20 protein-coding genes are annotated in these 14,594 nt (G+C 38.7%); 3 read left to right on the top strand and 17 right to left on the bottom strand.

The window, feature by feature from the left end; translation table 11 throughout:
- The 4 genes from DWX43_RS26435 to DWX43_RS26425 form a co-directional block, all read right to left on the bottom strand.
- A partial coding sequence (locus DWX43_RS26435; RefSeq protein WP_207666105.1) for a hypothetical protein occupies positions 1-218 on the bottom strand: 218 nt, incomplete at its 3' end.
- A gap of 79 nt (positions 219-297) precedes the next feature.
- Positions 298-1,368 carry an SDR family oxidoreductase gene (locus DWX43_RS26430; protein ID WP_118623027.1) on the bottom strand — a complete coding sequence of 357 codons (1,071 nt, stop codon included), beginning with the start codon at positions 1,366-1,368 and terminating at the stop codon, positions 298-300.
- Positions 1,353-1,478: a hypothetical protein gene (locus tag DWX43_RS27590; RefSeq protein WP_279220822.1), complete on the bottom strand. Its 126-nt coding sequence runs from the start codon at positions 1,476-1,478 to the stop codon at positions 1,353-1,355. Before DWX43_RS27590 ends, DWX43_RS26430 begins: the two co-directional genes overlap by 16 nt.
- 426 nt (positions 1,479-1,904) lie before the next feature.
- Positions 1,905-2,843, bottom strand: a complete 939-nt coding sequence (locus DWX43_RS26425) for an alpha/beta hydrolase (RefSeq protein WP_118623025.1) — start codon at positions 2,841-2,843, stop codon at positions 1,905-1,907.
- Between the two features lie 126 nt (positions 2,844-2,969).
- Here DWX43_RS26425 and DWX43_RS26420 point away from each other — a divergent pair, with 126 nt between their 5' ends.
- Positions 2,970-3,515 carry a TetR/AcrR family transcriptional regulator gene (locus DWX43_RS26420; protein ID WP_118623023.1) on the top strand — a complete coding sequence of 182 codons (546 nt, stop codon included), beginning with the start codon at positions 2,970-2,972 and terminating at the stop codon, positions 3,513-3,515.
- A 210-nt stretch (positions 3,516-3,725) separates the two neighbouring features.
- Here DWX43_RS26420 and DWX43_RS26410 read toward each other — a convergent pair whose 3' ends face one another.
- The 9 genes from DWX43_RS26410 to DWX43_RS26370 form a co-directional block, all read right to left on the bottom strand.
- Complete coding sequence (locus tag DWX43_RS26410) at positions 3,726-4,724, bottom strand: aldo/keto reductase (protein ID WP_118623021.1); 999 nt, start codon at positions 4,722-4,724, stop codon at positions 3,726-3,728.
- A 71-nt stretch (positions 4,725-4,795) separates the two neighbouring features.
- Entirely contained in the window at positions 4,796-5,167 is a 372-nt protein-coding gene (locus DWX43_RS26405; protein ID WP_118623019.1) for a hypothetical protein, read from the bottom strand.
- Positions 5,168-5,239: 72 nt separating this feature from the next.
- Positions 5,240-5,578, bottom strand: a complete 339-nt coding sequence (locus tag DWX43_RS26400) for a DUF3795 domain-containing protein (protein WP_118623017.1) — start codon at positions 5,576-5,578, stop codon at positions 5,240-5,242.
- Between the two features lie 52 nt (positions 5,579-5,630).
- Positions 5,631-6,209 (bottom strand): urea carboxylase-associated family protein, encoded by a 579-nt coding sequence (locus tag DWX43_RS26395; RefSeq protein WP_118623015.1) that lies wholly within the window; start codon positions 6,207-6,209, stop codon positions 5,631-5,633.
- A 48-nt stretch (positions 6,210-6,257) separates the two neighbouring features.
- Entirely contained in the window at positions 6,258-6,818 is a 561-nt protein-coding gene (locus DWX43_RS26390) for a GNAT family protein (RefSeq protein ID WP_243099487.1), read from the bottom strand.
- A gap of 13 nt (positions 6,819-6,831) precedes the next feature.
- On the bottom strand, positions 6,832-7,356 hold the full coding sequence (locus DWX43_RS26385; protein ID WP_118623011.1) for an AAA family ATPase: 525 nt from the start codon (positions 7,354-7,356) through the stop codon (positions 6,832-6,834).
- A gap of 318 nt (positions 7,357-7,674) precedes the next feature.
- Positions 7,675-8,541, bottom strand: a complete 867-nt coding sequence (locus DWX43_RS26380) for a DUF362 domain-containing protein (protein ID WP_118623009.1) — start codon at positions 8,539-8,541, stop codon at positions 7,675-7,677.
- Between the two features lie 75 nt (positions 8,542-8,616).
- The gene (locus DWX43_RS26375; RefSeq protein ID WP_118623007.1) at positions 8,617-9,186 is read right to left on the bottom strand and encodes a sugar O-acetyltransferase; all 570 of its coding nucleotides are present in this window, start codon (positions 9,184-9,186) and stop codon (positions 8,617-8,619) included.
- Positions 9,183-10,592 (bottom strand): MATE family efflux transporter, encoded by a 1,410-nt coding sequence (locus DWX43_RS26370; protein ID WP_118623005.1) that lies wholly within the window; start codon positions 10,590-10,592, stop codon positions 9,183-9,185. The genes DWX43_RS26375 and DWX43_RS26370 overlap by 4 nt, the downstream gene beginning before the upstream one ends.
- A 163-nt stretch (positions 10,593-10,755) precedes the next feature.
- On the opposite strand from DWX43_RS26370, the gene DWX43_RS26365 reads away from it, so the two are divergent.
- Complete coding sequence (locus DWX43_RS26365) at positions 10,756-11,709, top strand: AraC family transcriptional regulator (protein WP_118623003.1); 954 nt, start codon at positions 10,756-10,758, stop codon at positions 11,707-11,709.
- A 66-nt stretch (positions 11,710-11,775) separates the two neighbouring features.
- Here the strand turns inward: DWX43_RS26365 and DWX43_RS26360 are convergent, their stop codons facing one another.
- Positions 11,776-12,300 carry a nitroreductase gene (locus tag DWX43_RS26360; RefSeq protein ID WP_118623001.1) on the bottom strand — a complete coding sequence of 175 codons (525 nt, stop codon included), beginning with the start codon at positions 12,298-12,300 and terminating at the stop codon, positions 11,776-11,778.
- Positions 12,293-12,985 carry an HXXEE domain-containing protein gene (locus tag DWX43_RS26355; protein ID WP_118622999.1) on the bottom strand — a complete coding sequence of 231 codons (693 nt, stop codon included), beginning with the start codon at positions 12,983-12,985 and terminating at the stop codon, positions 12,293-12,295. Before DWX43_RS26355 ends, DWX43_RS26360 begins: the two co-directional genes overlap by 8 nt.
- Before the next feature lie 121 nt (positions 12,986-13,106).
- On the opposite strand from DWX43_RS26355, the gene DWX43_RS26350 reads away from it, so the two are divergent.
- Positions 13,107-13,670: a TetR/AcrR family transcriptional regulator gene (locus tag DWX43_RS26350; protein WP_109731894.1), complete on the top strand. Its 564-nt coding sequence runs from the start codon at positions 13,107-13,109 to the stop codon at positions 13,668-13,670.
- Between the two features lie 246 nt (positions 13,671-13,916).
- Here the strand turns inward: DWX43_RS26350 and DWX43_RS26340 are convergent, their stop codons facing one another.
- Positions 13,917-14,264: a hypothetical protein gene (locus DWX43_RS26340; protein ID WP_109731892.1), complete on the bottom strand. Its 348-nt coding sequence runs from the start codon at positions 14,262-14,264 to the stop codon at positions 13,917-13,919.
- Positions 14,265-14,398: 134 nt separating this feature from the next.
- On the bottom strand, positions 14,399-14,594 hold a 196-nt coding region (locus DWX43_RS27510), incomplete at its 5' end, for a GNAT family protein (RefSeq protein ID WP_243099486.1).

Here is a 14,594-nt window from a genome sequence, read left to right as displayed (position 1 = left end):
TTAAAACTTTCTTTGTTACGTATGCAAATAATAACTACTCCAAGTCCCATTAGTCCAAATTCACAAAGTGCACCTACCAATGTTTGTGCTAAAAGAGGTAACGCTCCCATATCAATTTTAAGCAACATATAGAAAATGCCGACAATCCCATAAGCTACAAGTGCAGATAAACCTAGTATTAGTAAATCTACCCCATATTTTTTTGTATTTGATTTCATAATCTTGTCCCTTCCGTTCCAATTGAATTCCCGCAGAATTTCAATTTATATGCCGCTACCTGATACTTGGAAAAAGCAGTCACACCATTCGTTTCATAGCCTCAATGTCCTTGAGCCATCCATTGATATATGTGTCATATTCCTTCCTCTTCTCCGGGTTCTTAATGTATCCCTGCATCATTTTCAACTGGTGCCGGTAAAATCCGGAAAGGCTTGCCAGAAGAACAGATAGCCCATCTAGCCTTTCAGCGTCTTTTTGGCTGTAAGCAATTTGGTATTGGTGCAGGGCATTTCCCATTTCATCGGCGGAACAGCCTGCATTTTTTTTGAAATCCCGTAACATCCACTGCCTTTCAAATATATTCCTGTTTTTCCATCCGTCATACTGCTCATCAAAAGTCTGGACAATCGCTGTCAGCAATGTCTGACCCTCTTCACAAAATGTTGCTGAAATCTTTCCACCTGATCTTTGGTGGATTCCCGCATCGATTAATGCTTGTATACCGCCAATCTCTTGTCCATCATACTTTTGGGCAAAGAGTAATGATACGGCAAAAGCCGTACCTGCCTCCTCTGCAGATATGATGTTATCTCGATTCATATGATAGAACTCATCTGTGGAAATTCCCATCAAAGGCGCCACTTTTTCAATACCCTGTATCGCTGTCTGAGTTTTCACAAGACCAGGACCAATGCTGAAAACAGCCAGCCCCGTATCCTCCAATTCTGCCGCTAATGTATTTGCCAGTTCCACCTGAGAAGTCTTAAAAACTTCATAACCTCCCATATAGGCTACAGCACCAGAGGATGAAGTAAACACAAAAACGCCCCGTTTTTTCTCAAGCATTTCGGGCAAAAAGAATCTAATTAATTGCAGTGGCCCACGTAGATGGACACGATAACTTCTGTCCCAATCTGCAAGGGGAAGTCGCTCAATCGAATTAAATGGTGTGATAGTTGCATTATTGATAATGGCATACGGTGTTCCATATTCCACAGATACTTTCTCACAAAACGTTTGGATCACATCTGGTTTCTCAAGATCAATAGAAATATACCGGGCATGCCCAGGGAAAAGAGCATTAATATGATTTTCTGCAGCTCTCCCCTTTTCCTCGTCCACTTCACCAATGATTACTTCTGCACCCATATAGGCCAGTGCAGTCCCGCTTCCAACGCAATTCCTCCGCCTCCACCTGTGATTATAATAGGTTTATTTTTTAGTGCAGATGTATCACCTGTCATATTTTTTATAAGCATAAGATTATGATGCCTCCTGTTTTTAGTCTTACAGTAACATCATTTCAACCCTTTCCATAAGACTGGATTTATTTCTTTCCTACTCCTGCTATAAATATTATCTTATCATACCCATACAAACATTTCTTGAAAGATATGATACAAACAATTGGGCACCCCATTTTTCAAATCCAGTCCAACTGTTTCCAAATTTTGTGATGAATGATTTCATTTACGAAAATTTGTATATAATTTTCTCTTTGAGATACACTTTGAACGCAAAGTATATCTTTAGCAACTTGATCGGCATATTCCTCATTGGCTGCATGAACTGGAGCAGTTAGAGCCCGTCCGTTTCCGACAGGGAGATGTCCAGAAGTGAAGGTAACAATATATATTTATCAAAGTGGCTATATCCCACATCAAAAGCTAGTAAACTGTTCTATGTCATAATGATACAAGTTGTTGTTTAATAAACTCAACACAAGCAATCTCCATTTGTTTTAATCCTAACCCTTCAATAGGAAAATGGCCTGCCCCCTCCAATATCACAGTCTCTTTTTCACAGGCTAAACGGTCATAAAATGTTTTGCTTAATCTTATATTTGTCCAACGATCCTCACCTGGGTGTACTAAAAGTACAGGACAATTATTGAAATGTTGCGGCTCAATTTTTATTTTGGGGTTAAGCATCGAATAAAGAAACTTAATCGGAACCAACGCACCAGATGATTTTTTGTCTTGTATTAAAAGATTAACCAACCTTTTATCATTAGCAATAGCTTTCATATTGCCTACCCACTTCATAGGAACTTTTATGTTACCATCAAATGCGCTTAACATAGAAATAATAGGTCGTGCGATCATACCCAAAAAAGGATTTCTAGCTGAACTTTTCAAAACAGCTTTGTTTCTTTGATCAAGTATGCAAGTAACAATAAGCCCAGCTATTTGACTGCTTTCGTTCGCAACCTGATAAGCCAGCATGCCACCTGCACTTAGTCCAAATAAAAAAGTTGGTAAAGGGTTTTCTTCTTGAAAGTGCTTTACCAGGCTAGAACCACATGATATCCATGTTTCATAAGTAACTGGTCTTGAAAAGTGAGTGCAACCATATAGCGGCATATCTGGACAAATAACTTCAAATCCATTTTTCATCAATGGTACTGCAATAAATGAGAGTAAACGACCATTCCCACCAACTCCATGAAATAATATAACTTTCCCGCTGGGAGATGCAGGCTTGTAATGATCAATATGTATTTCTAAATCATCGGATACCGGCAAAAAGTATTCATTAGGCATAGTGTCTATTGTTAGCCTATTATCTTCCGGCAAAAATGATTGAGCTTTTACCCAAAAACAATCATTTTTATAATAGTCCATCACAGAAACCTCCTAATTGATAAATGTCCCACTTGTGGCACTTTTGATTTTATATTATAATTAATCTGTAGTCAATGATGCTAAAACAAGTTCCACAGATGCACAAAAATGTGGCAGGAGGCGTTTATGAAAAGGAAAAAGGATAATCCACACTCTCTCCAATCCAAACAATGGATTTTGTCAGCTCTACTTAGTTTGATGGATGAAAAAGACTTCAATGCTATCTCCATAAAAGAATTAGCAGAACGGGCGGGACTGGACAGAAAAACATTCTATCGGAATTTTCACACAAAAGAAGAAGTCCTGTTTTTAAAACTCCAAGGATTGTGTCAGCTTTATATAGAAAAATTACAAGCATTACCTCACATCTCCGCTTATACATTATCTAAAGCATATTTTGACATATGTGCATCAAATGTGCATTTCTTTCTCCTGCTTAACCGCCATAATCTCCTGCCGTTGGCATTATTGAAATTTAATGAGTATTTACCGGTCCTTAATGATTTGTTTCTTTCTAACCCTGCATACAGAAATAAATCAAAATACGAATTGGTCTATCAAGCCGGTGGTTTTTGGAATGTTACTATTCGGTGGCTAAATGATGGTGGAAAAGAAACTCCTGAAGAATTGGCACGGATAATGAGTACGATTATGCCATCACCCCTAAAATGAACTTGACTTTTCCCTCTTTATAAAGTTTTTCAAGCCCTCTCCATGCACTGGTATAATCCCCCATTGGCTGGTGCAGCAGCATAAGGTCGATAATATACCCCAAAACCAATCTGCGGGATTTTCACACCATTTGATAATTCTAAATATTCCACGGGCAACTGACAATGAAAAATAGAATTACTGTCATAAGAATAGAGACCGTACCGGTTTCTACTGCATACTGGCATTGTTCTGTGCCATGACTCCCACTAGTTTATGGGGCACATAGGCTTCCTCCAGATAGCGTCTCTCTTCCCCTGTAAGTTCTATATCCACAGCAGCGGCCGCTCCTTCTATATGATGAAATTTGGTCGCTCCTACCACCGGTGACGTCACTTTTGTCAGAAGCCATGCCAGTGATATCTCTGTCATGGAAATGCCCCGTTTCTTTGCCAGTTCCGCCACCCGGCTTATGATGATTTCGTCCTGTTCTTTTGATGCATCATATTTCAGCTTTGCATAATCATCCTGTACCAGCCTTTTGGAAGTTTCTCCTGCATGTTTGGAAAGCCTCCCGCCTGCCAGTGCACTGTAAGGAGTCAGTGCAATATTTTCTTCCCGGCAATACGGAACCATCTCCCGTTCCTCTTCCCGGAAGATCAGGTTATAATGCCCCTGTACGGAAATAAATTTTGCAAACCCTTCCTTTTCCGCCAGGGCATTGGCTTTTGCAAGCTGCCATGCAAAGCAGTTAGAGATTCCGATGTAACGTGCTTTTCCCGCCTGCACTACACGGTTCAGACCGTCCATGATCTCATAAAGGGGTGTCCGATAATCCCACATATGATAAATATAAAGATCTACATAATCTGCTCCAAGATTTTTAAGGCTCTGGTTAAGCATCTTCTCAATATACTCCTGACCTGTAGTGCCCACTGCAATCTCTTTCTCTGTCCGGGGAAGGAATTTGGTCGCGATCACCACCTCATCCCTGTTTACATAATCTCTCAATGCTTTCCCCACATACTGCTCACTGGTTCCGCTCTGATAAGCAATGGCAGTATCGTAGAAATTTATCCCCAGCTCCAGCCCCCTTCGTATGACTGCTCTGGAGTGTTCCTCATTAAGCGTCCAAGAATGCTGGCCCCTGCCTGAATCCCCGAATCCCATACATCCCATACAAATACGGGAAACTTTAAGATCTGAATTGCCTAATTTTGTATAGTTCATTTCATTACCGCCTTTCTTTTTTCATTTTCCTGCATACATTCCTGTATAAAAAGAAGCAGATGGTTAACCATTTAATCAGCCTTAATGATTTTAATTTTATATTTTCCAATAAAGTTACTATGTTTTGCCGTTAATGTATATATATCTGCTTTATCCAATGTATAAAAAGTTTCTAATTCCCTTGCTTTATCTAATTGATACACCATTTTACCATCTGAATCATATAAAACTAGGTCTAAATCACCATGTTTTATATTAGAACTAAATAAAAATTTTATCCTGTCACTTGGCTCTCCCGAAAATGAAATTTCAGAATTTGAAGTTGTCTGTTCTGAATAACTATGATTCATATTTCCCAATATTTTAGGTCTGGTTGATAAGTATGCTATTATGATTATAATAACCACTGTAGTAATACCTGCTATTACGTTTTTCTTTTTCATTGCCTCTCCTCTACACTAAATTATAATTGTTCTTAAATTTTTATTGAACCTGTACATCATCCAAACTGGAATTTATTTCTTTACCAGTTCATCTAACATTTTGCGATTATCACTTCCAATTGGCACATAACTGTTTATGTACTGGCATGGGTACTCATTACATTCTGCACAATAAGAAATACTTTTGTGCATACCACACTTTCTCATAAGACATTCTTTACACATTTTCTCATTTACTCCAACTACTGAGTGACACCCCGTACAATTCATATCTTCTTTTACAAACTCAAATGTGTCTGTAGAATATTCGATTGCTAATTTCTCTTTTAGTTCTTCATTATTCGCCTTGGTTGCAATGTATACAGGACATTGCGAACACACCAAACCACAAAATGCAATACTCTTTTCCATACTTTCTCCTTTCAAAACTGCGATTTTTTCAGTTTGATAAACTGAAAGTTGTTTAATCAATAATAATTTTAACAGGTGAACATTTACCACTATTACAATTACTTTCAGATACGCTGCAAGCGGCAACTCCTAGCGTAATATCCAACAATGCTTTTATTACAATTTTATCTCCGGCTTTGGAAATAGGCATTTCCACTGAAATACTGCCGTTAGTATTGATTTCTGTGTGCATAAATAGATTGACAGGCGTAATAATAGGTCTTTGCTCGGCAAGGGCATTGTTAATATTATCAAAACAGTTTGGGTGTCCTTTGCCATTATGATAGAAAAAATCATACATTTCTGGTCGACAACACGGGTGAAGTAAATCATGTTCTCCAACATCATCTGAAAGGACTTTCATCATAGGACGATACATATTCGTATAAATAGTATCTCCGATTTTTAATTTCAAAGATTCGTTACAGTCAATCGTCACTCCTGTTGATAAAAATTCATTTTTCTTACCTGTTACTTCTGCAAAAAAATCAACTACTTGACCGCCCTCCACATCAATTACTGTAATATTTTGACCTTGCTTAACATCAATTTTTATTCCTGAACACGCTGGTATCATATATTCTTTACTCATATCCTCGCCTCCATAATCCAATTTTCTAGTTTGACAACTGGAAGTTGTCTAATACTTATTGTATGTGTATACATCAACAGTTGCAATTTCTTGACCGCCCCAATTCTTTTCTTGCACGGTAAAATCCTCTTTTACAAAGCCATTGTTTAATAGCACTTTTGATGAATATAAATTTTCTGGCATGACAAATGCCTGAAGTGTTAAAATATTAACCTCATTTACTAAATATTCAACCATCAATTTCAAAACATTTGTTGCAATTTTCTTATTCCAATAATCCTCATTTAGACGATAACCCACTGTTATTTTATTTTCTCTCTTTTTATAGTCAAACATTTCTGCTAAACCTACAAGCCTATTAGGATTATCTTTTAAATAAACGCCTGCAATTATATACTTTTTCTTTTCAAAATCTCTTCCACCAAGATTTTTGATTGCAGTCTCTAATGCTTTATTACTTTTCTTATATAAAAATGGCGGTATATACTTATAAATATTCTCATTCTTGCTTATCTCTGACAAGGCTACAACGTCATTTAATTCCATTTTTTTAATAATAATTTTTTCATTTTTTAAATATGGAAATACACCAAATAATTCTGTCATCATAACCTCCATAAATTTAGAGTCTTATTTGCTCTATAATAAGTTTTGTATTTTCTACTATGGACTTTGTTCCATCCACTTGTATAATAGGACAACTTAAAGATTGCAGCCATTCCTCAACAACATCTTCATCTCTGGATTGAACAAGATTAAAGAAGTTTTTTTCCTGCTCATGTAAATCTCCACCTGGCAATATTCTATTACCAAATTTATGAAAAGAACGGTTTTTTATGCGTTGTATCCGAACATCTCTCGGAACATCAATCAAAACGGCATACTGTAAATAAGGATAAAGCCATTCTCCGTAATCCCCTTTCACGGAAGTAAGAATAAAATTTTCATATACTTTAATTTCATTGAAAAGGAGCTTTGCCGCATCTTTGTGGGTACGCGGATAAGCATAAATATAAAGGGGATCCGCCATAAGAAAATACAGGCTTTCACTATCAATAAAATGAAAATTTAATCTCTCTGCCAAAACTTTTCCCAACGTACTCTTTCCAGTCCCGTTTAGGCCGCATACAATTATTCCTGTTCCCACAAATTTCTTCCCCCTAAACACCGGTCTGCCGTGCTGTTCAGTTCTCTGACAAATTCTAATTGAGCAGTTCTGCAGACTGAATACTTTTCTATCTTGTTATTTTGATTGGGTAAATTATATCATATATCTCCGGACAATCCCAGCCTATGTAGAAATCCTATGGCAGTTACCGGTGATCCATACAAAATAGAATGCCTCCTATACCATCTAATGCGTCTCCTTTTGCACGGAACAAAAAACGACCAGTCTAAGCTGGCCGCTAACTTTTATATTCAATTCTTAATCCCAGTTATGGGTATGCAATTGAAAAGCAAAAAATTATATTTCAATCAATTCATATTCTCTGCTGCCAATTCCTAAGTTTGCAGCAGCTTCTATAGTACGAATGCCATTACGGCTTTCTACCCGCTCTATGAAATGGTCACGGCCCGGATCGCTGGAAGCATAAACCAGATCGAGACACGCCTGATCAATAGCAACGGGATCAAGTGAAGCCAGAATGCCCATATCAGCCATACAGGGATCTTCAGCCACAGCACAGCAGTCACAGTCTACGGACATATTCTTCATCACATTGACAAAGACCATGTTGCCGTCAAAATAGGCGGTAACGGCAGATGCTGCATCGGCCATTGATTCCAGAAAAGCATTCTGTTCTGTCGACCACATTTCCTCCGGCTTTCCTGCCCCGTGGATGTAGGCTTTTCCGGCAGCAGAGGAACAGCCAATTGACAGCTGCTTGAGGGCGCCGCCATAGCCTCCCATTGGATGTCCCTTAAAATGAGACAGCACCAGCATGGAATCATAGTTGGACATATCCCTGCCAACATAATCCTTTTGAATCCTTTTACCTCCCGGAATCGGAAGCTCCAGGTCCGGTCCTTCAGCATCCAAAATCTCTACCTTAAAATATTTATTCCATCCGTGCTTTTCCATCGTAGCTTTATGTTTTTCTGTGGTATTGCGTTCCCCCTCATAGGCGGTGTTACACTCGACCACGGTTCCCTCCACTGCGTCAATGACAGGTTTCCAGAACTTTGGCCTTAAAAAATTCTGATTCCCCGGTTCGCCGGAATGCAGTTTTACAGCTACTTTTCCAGACAGTTCCTTTCCTGTCGCATGATACAGTTCCACCACCTTTTCAGGTGTGATTTCTCTTGAAAAATAAACTTTTGCTTTTTCCATAGCGTTCCCTCCATTCACCGATCCTGTTATTTCATCGTTTCTGCTTTTTATTATACCACCTTTTATTTATTATCACTAAGTAGTTTCTGTATCAAAAATGGAGTTAATGATTTTCGCTGGAACGCCTGCCACAACGCAGTTGTCCGGCACATCCTTAGAAACCACGGCTCCGGCAGCTACAATAACATTATTCCCAATGGTTACCCCCGGAAGTATGGTACAGTTACCGCCAACCCACACATCATCGCCAATCGTAACTGGCCTGCCAAATGATTTCTTTTCTCTCCTTTCTTTCGGAGAAAGAGGATGACCGACTGTTGATATGAGTGTGTTTGGGCCAACCATGCAGTAATCACCTATATATACTGGAGCAATATCAAGAATAGTAACATTATAGTTTGCCAGAAAATCCTCACCCACATGAATATTTTTCCCGTAGTCACATTGGAAGCCTGGAAGAACATTTATCACTTTCCCAGTCGACCCAAAAAGCTCCTGAATTGCCGCATACTGCTTTTCATAATCAGTTGGATCTATTGCGTTTAATGCCACGCAGGCAGCCACTGCTCTTTTTTTACGGGCATCAACTTCCGGATCAAGCGCACAGTATTCCAACCCCGCTTCTAATTTTTCAAGTTCTGTCATATTACTTTCACCTCATTATCCTCAAATTTTACCAGCTGTGCCTCATTTTCTCGTGTAATATTTTTCAGCCACCCATATTTTTTATAGTGCAGAATCGCTGCCGGGACTTTTACCACCTCATCCAGATTGATAATAAGGAACACAGTAACCACCGGCAAATGGAAATAAAAAGCAGCGAGGAAGCCTGCCGGAACCGCAAACGCCCACATGGTTAACGTATCACAGATCAAACCGAATTTTGAATCGCCACCGGCAGGAAATACTCCGGCAATCGTCATCATATTGATGGATTTGGCAATCATGTAGCAGGCACAAAGTATCAGCATCCATTTCAAGTATCCCGTAGCCTGCGGACTTAATGCTGTCACATTTATGATAAGCGGAGAAAGAGCGACTAATAGCAGTCCTGATACAACACCACTGATCACTGCCATCTTCCAAAGAATCCCCCCATATTTTTTCGCCTGTTTTAAATTTCCCATACCAAGTTCATTGCCCACAATGATACCGCCGCCATTTGCAAGTCCTGTACAAAAGCTAACAATCAGGTTTTTCACAATATTTGCAATCGAATTTGCCGCCACCGCGTCATTTCCCAAATGCCCCATGATAACGGAATACATCGTAAAGCCCACTCCCCACACAAGATAATCACCCAGCATGGGCAGGCTGTATCTCCAGTAATCTTTTACCAACTGCTGATCAACAGAAAAGCAAAACTTTATATGAAGCCGCGCATGTTTTTCCCGCAGGGATTCGATGAACGCCCATACCATCTCAATCAGCTTAGAAACGGATGTGGCAAGCGCTGCACCTGCGATTCCCATTCTGGGGAAAAAGAATAGTCCGAAGATAAGCGCAGCATTCAGAAAAATATTGATCACAACGGCAGTTGAACCGATTGCCATACTTTTCATTGCGTATCCCGTATTTTTCAATATGCACAGATAAATCTGCGATATGCCGGTAAACAAATAGGATACTGCCACAATCCGGAGGTAGACAATACCTCCCGCAATAAGCTGGGACTCCTGTGTAAAAATACGCATCAGCAGTTCCGGAACAAAAAAGGATGCCATAAAAAATACTGCGGAGATGAAAAATGAGACCCTTGTGACATAGGCAAATATCTTTTCAATGGATTTCACATCACCCTTACCGTAATACTGTGCCGCCAGAATACTTGTCCCCATTGTCAGGCCGCCCATAAAGAGGTTAAAGACAAAAGTGATCTGACCGGCCAGGGAGACGGCCGAAAGAGAATCCTGATTAACAAAGCCAAGCATCAATGCATCCGACGCACTGACCGCCGCTAACATAAACTGCTGAAATGCAATTGGAAAAACAAGCGAAAGCAGCTTCCGATAAAAGGCTGAGTTTCCCCCATATTTAATTTGAGATTTCATAAAATGCCTCCTAAACTTTTAATGTTACGATTATAAAGAAAACTTCGGAAAAAAACAGCGCTAAAACTTAACAACAGCACTGGTGTTTTCTAATATCATTTAGTATAATAAAATCGTCGCCATTACTGGCATTGTTCTTTAAATACGAGGGGGAGGGAATGATGTGGGAAAAGAATTATTGTGTGCTTCTATAGACCGGCTTCGGGAACAATTTTTAACTTTAGATTGGACCTACCATGATTACCCCGTGGGAAGCCAGTCTGAAAAAATGTTTTGCTGGCCCGGACCGCCGGAGGAAGAAATCCTGATCTGTGTCCATCAAAGTGGCGGACGTCAGGAGCTTTTCCACCGGCATGACTTTTTTTATTTCAATTTCACCTATGAGGGCGAATATGATTCTATCAGCTTTAAATATGACAACCGTATTACAATCCGTGAGGGGGAACTTTATGCAGGACAGCCATTTGCAGGCCATGCACTTTGTGTACATGATGATAAAGAGACAACCATTATTGGCGTACTCATACAACGGGAAACTTTTTTTAGAACATTTTTGCCAATGCTCTCATCCAATAACAGGCTGTTTCATTTTCTGCTTGACCCGTCCACAAATGAATTTTCCGATGAATTTATGCATTTTAAAATTGAACATGACTGCAATATCCGCACACTGCTTGAAATGATGGTAATTGAGTACGCAAATAAGCAGGAAGATACCCAGCCTGTTTTAAAGTCACTCACCCTTTCTTTTTTGTTGCAGATTGCGCGGCAATTTACCCAGGCAAACCAAACTTCCCCTAGTGAAAGTTTATCAGAAAAGATTGTGCAGTACATGAGTGAGCATTTTGACAGTGTGACGCTGAAGGATATTGCAAAACATTTTTCCTATCATCCGAACTATGTATCCACACTTCTGCACCGGGAGTTGGGCAAGTCATTTTCTGAAATCCTTTTGGAGCAGCGAATGGAACGTGCTGTAATTCTGTTAAAAGGGACAAATTTGCCCATAGAGGAAATTGCAGTATTGCTTGGTTATAGCAATAGCAGCAATTTTTATAAGGCGTTTCGGGAATATTTTAAATATTCGCCCCGTGAGTATATCGCTTCGCAGAAATAAAAAAGTCGTGGGAATAATGTATTAAAATAAATATCGTTCATTAATGCACTACATACAATAGTAGTTTTATACTTCAATTACATAGTTTGCTTTTCGCTCTTTTGCAACAGGTCTTTCACTTTCACCATATCCTAATATGCAATTCGCAACTCCAACATAGTTTGCATCAAGTCCCCATTCTTTCAAAAGAGCTAGTCCTTCTTCTGATTCAAACACTTCTTTAGCCCTGTAGATATAACAAGAATCTACACCAACTGCATGTGCTGCATTAAGCAAATTACCGGCAACGAGATTTGCATCCTCAAACCAAGTAGGTACAGATGCCTTATTTCCAAATACAATAGCAACTACCGGCGCTCCATAAAACGGATCTATGTCCCTGCCCATTACCTTCGCATTCAATTTCGATATCTTATCTCTAACTTCTTTTGTCTTTACCAGTACAATAACAGGTGATTGCTGTCCCATTCCTGTAGGTGCATATGTTGCAGCTTCCATAATCGCATCAAGCTTTTCCTGTTCTACCACTCTGTCACTGTACCTTCTTACACTTCTTCTTGTCTTTAATGCCTCTAACACCAGATTATCCATTGTTTTTTCCTCCTTGCATTGGTTCATATTTTTCAAAATATCCGTTACTGCTAAATGCAAAACGTTTACTTTGTACTCGTTTTGAAATTATAAATGGAATCAAAATCAATCCTACCACCACAAGTAAGATAATCCCTATTCCTGCAAACACTTCACTAACTACAATATTCTGTTTTGTGAGCCATACCAGTCCATATGTACTTAACTGTATCAAGCCTACATATGATGTGATTGTTCCCGGTCCATAAATTGTTCTTTTCCCTTTACCTGCATATCTTCTGTACATCCGTATACCATCCATCGTATGATGAATACATTCCGCATATCCAAATAATATCACTACAACAACAGCTGTATTTGGAATATAGTCTGCATATATAAGTATAACAATAAACAATATCTCTGCACCAAGATTTGTAATCATGTTGGTTAGCATATTCTGTGGATACACCATTGGCCGGTCTGACTTCTGTCCGAGATTGTTCATAAAGAAAAACCCACCTGGTAAAGTGTTTTCTTCGAATACATGTAATGGAACCATAATTGTAAGCATATACATCAATTTACATGGCATTGATATGTCAGACCATCTGGAAACAAGTAAGCAGCTCATAACGATTCCTATTCCATATAAGACATGCAGCCATATCTGATCACACCACTGATACAATTTATCTTTTTTCATAAAGCATCAACCTTTCCTTGTTTTTATGCGACATGTGTTGTATGATCCAATTATAGTTGCATGATAAAAAATCATCAAGCAACAATAATGAACATGTGTCGCATGATACAGAAAGGAACTCATGAATAAACAACCTGAAATTACAGATGCTACGAAAGAGGCATTTATTACAGCCTTTTTCCGTCTTGCAGAAATAAAAAACATATATAAAATCACAATAAAAGAAATTACAAATCTTGCAGGCTATAATCGTACTACATTCTATCGATATTTTGAAGATGTCTTTAATTTAATCGAGTACGCAGAAGATCAGTTCATAGACGGGATGCTTTCTGTTCTACTACCTCAGGTTCAGATGTCTCCTGTTTTAGATAATCATTTTTTTCAGCTATTTCTTGAGCATTTTTATGCCTCAAAGGATCGTCTCGGCATTCTCCTCAGCGATTCCAACCGAGCAGCATTTATAAGAAGATTACAGCAACGATTGCAGGTGTCACTGAATATTCCTATAAGTACTTCTGTCCATAATCGTGTTATCATGGATATTTACTTTAATGGGATATTTTCTGCCATCATTCATCAAATACAGCATCCTGATGAGATGAGCGATGAAGAATTGTTGTCTATAATTAGCAGTTTATTTACAAAGTGGTATTGGCCTGCGATAAACGGCAAGAAGATGTAGCGATTATCTCTAATTTGACAGCAAATCACGTGAAGAAGCATCTTCCCTTGACCTGCTCTGCCCTTTATGAATTTGTTCAGCTTATTTACCGTTCAAGACAAAAGTTTTACATAGATCTCTTTTTCCGTGTCAAGCACAAAGCCACAAGACAGCAGCAGGCCGCAGGATGCCTTGTTTTCCGGCTCCGGCTGCAACACAATTCTTTTGGCGTCATGGTGAAGGGCAAATCTCTTTGAAGTTTGTAAATCAAACAATATTCTCACCCAAGATTATTTTGGGCATTGTGGTTAAACACCTATTCCAACGTTTATAGAATTTTTCTATACCAAGTTTTCCAACTCTTGCATGAGCTTCTTCATTTTCCAGCACCCAATACAAAACATATGTTACCTTACCTACATTTCTTGTAAGACGAACAGGTAATTCTCCCTCTTTAACTGCATTGAAATCTTTTTGTCGGTGAGTACGTTTTATATAGTGTACATCAATAACACCATCTTGCTCCAAGTAAAATTCCGCTACTTCCCTCATCAGTTCTTCAATTTCATCTAACTTGGTCAGTTTTGCCTCATATATGCATATTTCATTAAACATAAAATACCTCCACAAATTCAAATTTAATTAAATGCCCTTAATCAAAAACATTTCCATTGGTTGTTCGTATTTTGGAACAACTATGATTAAGCCACCACAATCCCAGATTTTCAGTTTGAAAAACTGGAGGTTGTCTAAGACTTATTGTATGTGTATACATCAACAGTTGCAATTTCTTGACCGCCCCAATTTTTTTCTTGTACGGTAAAATCCTCTTTTACAAAACCATTGTTTAATAGCACTTTTGCTGAATATAAATTTTCTGGCATGACAAATGCCTGAAGTGTTGAAATATTAACCTCATTTACTAAATATTCAACCATCAATTTC

Origin of the sequence: Clostridium sp. AF19-22AC (assembly GCF_003479085.1) — a bacterium.
GTDB classification, from domain to species: Bacteria; Bacillota; Clostridia; order Lachnospirales; family Lachnospiraceae; genus Faecalicatena_A; species Faecalicatena_A orotica.
This window is presented reverse-complemented; position numbering and strand designations above follow the sequence as displayed.

Excerpts from the sequence above, each read along its gene's own strand:
- DWX43_RS26395 (WP_118623015.1), bottom strand. The coding sequence starts at position 6,209 with ATGAGTAAAGAATATATGATACCAGCGTGTTCAGGAATAAAAATTGAT.
- DWX43_RS26370 (WP_118623005.1), bottom strand. The coding sequence starts at position 10,592 with ATGAAATCTCAAATTAAATATGGGGGAAACTCAGCCTTTTATCGGAAG.
- DWX43_RS26340 (WP_109731892.1), bottom strand. The coding sequence starts at position 14,264 with ATGTTTAATGAAATATGCATATATGAGGCAAAACTGACCAAGTTAGAT.
- DWX43_RS26375 (WP_118623007.1), bottom strand. The coding sequence starts at position 9,186 with ATGACAGAACTTGAAAAATTAGAAGCGGGGTTGGAATACTGTGCGCTT.
- DWX43_RS26425 (WP_118623025.1), bottom strand. The coding sequence starts at position 2,843 with ATGGACTATTATAAAAATGATTGTTTTTGGGTAAAAGCTCAATCATTT.
- DWX43_RS26430 (WP_118623027.1), bottom strand. The coding sequence starts at position 1,368 with ATGGGTGCAGAAGTAATCATTGGTGAAGTGGACGAGGAAAAGGGGAGA.
- DWX43_RS26380 (WP_118623009.1), bottom strand. The coding sequence starts at position 8,541 with ATGGAAAAAGCAAAAGTTTATTTTTCAAGAGAAATCACACCTGAAAAG.
- DWX43_RS26355 (WP_118622999.1), bottom strand. The coding sequence starts at position 12,985 with ATGAAAAAAGATAAATTGTATCAGTGGTGTGATCAGATATGGCTGCAT.
- DWX43_RS26350 (WP_109731894.1), top strand. The coding sequence starts at position 13,107 with ATGAATAAACAACCTGAAATTACAGATGCTACGAAAGAGGCATTTATT.
- DWX43_RS26420 (WP_118623023.1), top strand. The coding sequence starts at position 2,970 with ATGAAAAGGAAAAAGGATAATCCACACTCTCTCCAATCCAAACAATGG.
- DWX43_RS27590 (WP_279220822.1), bottom strand. The coding sequence starts at position 1,478 with ATGCTTATAAAAAATATGACAGGTGATACATCTGCACTAAAAAATAAA.
- DWX43_RS26405 (WP_118623019.1), bottom strand. The coding sequence starts at position 5,167 with ATGAAAAAGAAAAACGTAATAGCAGGTATTACTACAGTGGTTATTATA.
- DWX43_RS26400 (WP_118623017.1), bottom strand. The coding sequence starts at position 5,578 with ATGGAAAAGAGTATTGCATTTTGTGGTTTGGTGTGTTCGCAATGTCCT.
- DWX43_RS26360 (WP_118623001.1), bottom strand. The coding sequence starts at position 12,300 with ATGGATAATCTGGTGTTAGAGGCATTAAAGACAAGAAGAAGTGTAAGA.
- DWX43_RS26410 (WP_118623021.1), bottom strand. The coding sequence starts at position 4,724 with ATGAACTATACAAAATTAGGCAATTCAGATCTTAAAGTTTCCCGTATT.
- DWX43_RS26390 (WP_243099487.1), bottom strand. The coding sequence starts at position 6,818 with ATGATGACAGAATTATTTGGTGTATTTCCATATTTAAAAAATGAAAAA.